Source organism: Shewanella sp. SM23 (assembly GCF_025654295.1).
Classification (GTDB): domain Bacteria; phylum Pseudomonadota; class Gammaproteobacteria; order Enterobacterales; family Shewanellaceae; genus Shewanella; species Shewanella oncorhynchi.
Window position 1 is genome coordinate 1 of sequence record NZ_JAKKRM010000046.1, and the last position, 1,420, is coordinate 1,420.

Sequence of the window (1,420 nt, forward strand, 5' to 3'; positions counted from 1 at the left end):
TAATGCCGTTCACTTAAGAGTGAACGGCATTTTTCTTTGGTCTAACCGGGAACTTGTTTTTGCTCATTTTAAGAACTCGTGGATATGCCCTTTCCCGTTTACCATCCAGCTTAAATTGCCGTGCATTTCGTTCTATATCCAATACGTCTCTCGGGACATTCCCCGGTGTTTGTGATGACAGTTGTGTCAACTTGAAGATGATATAACTCGCCGCATCTCGAAAACTCAGTTGATTGGGGTGGACCGATGGCAAGCTTTTAGCCATCAGCAACATCTTATATCTAATGAGATTATAGGCCAGTAGCACGCCCCATAACTCTTGAGTCACCAGCTCCGGTAGTTGACTACGGAGCGTAAAACGGCTCTCCAGTAGATGTTGCTTCATCTCTCTGTAGCCCAGTTCTATTTCCCATCGATGGGCATATAAGTCGACGATGTCTTCGCTGGGGTAACGCATCGGGTCTGTCAACGAGGTCAAAATGGCGACTGGCTTACCTTTCACTGTCTTAGTCAATAAACGCGCTTCAAGAGTTTCAGGCAGCTGCGGCCATTTCTTTCTGGCCTGAGGTGTAGTGGTGAGTTTCACCCACTGATCATGCTTTCCTAGCGTTCGCACCACCTCATATTGAGTGCCTTTCTTCAATGGCAACAACCAGTGGCTATCAGGTTGCGCTTGCTGCCAAGCGTGTAACAGGCCGAGCGAGTAAAATCCTCGGTCAAATAGGGTTAGGCTGTAATTGGGAATGCTAGGAATGAGCTGGGATGCTAAGTTCATTTCATTTTCGGCAACCGAATCAAAGGCGCTGTTGACCAACAAATGGCTGCTTAATTCCATCAAGCAAACCATGCGAATTTGCGGATAAGCAGCTTCGCCTGAAGCGTTTGCGGTACGCGCAAAGGCGGCTTGATTTTGGACACTATCGGGTGTCCGCCACACTACACCGTCAACACCATACAAGTTAAGGCCGCACCAATGAGGATGTTCAGCTCTCGCGTGCCAGGTATTGGCGCTGCGACTAAATACTTCTCTAATAACCTCACTGCCCAATCGTTTACGCGCCTGAGTCACGGCGCTGCGTGCAACATAATCAATCTCTTGCGGCAAAACAATGTCGAGTTTGTTGATGAGTGACCGAACAGATTCCCCTCGGAACAAAGCCATTCCGATAACGGCCCAAATCATCGCGTCCATCGGCAATTTACGCCGTCTTAACGTCGCAACGCCCTGAGAGTCTAGGCAAGATTGAATTAACTCAGGTTCTAACACATCTGCTAAGCAGGTGAATTCGGTTAGGCGGGTAATATGAGTACGGGCGAGTGCTTCTGAGAGTTGCATAAAAAAATCCGATGACATGAGGTCATCGGATTTTGATCTTTTCAGCGAGATCGTCAAGCGATCTGTCTTAACTGATCGGCATTA

The 1,420-nt window shown here is 48.0% G+C and carries 1 protein-coding gene; it reads right to left on the reverse strand.

From position 1 onward, the window contains the following. Positions 1-13 precede the first annotated feature (13 nt). Positions 14-1,336, reverse strand: coding sequence for an IS4-like element ISSba6 family transposase (locus L5L98_RS22160; protein WP_259216148.1), 1,323 nt, complete (start codon positions 1,334-1,336; stop codon positions 14-16). Positions 1,337-1,420: the final 84 nt, after the last annotated feature.

Coding starts and splice junctions, on each gene's coding strand:
- L5L98_RS22160 (WP_259216148.1), bottom strand. CDS start 1,336: ATGCAACTCTCAGAAGCACTCGCCCGTACTCATATTACCCGCCTAACC.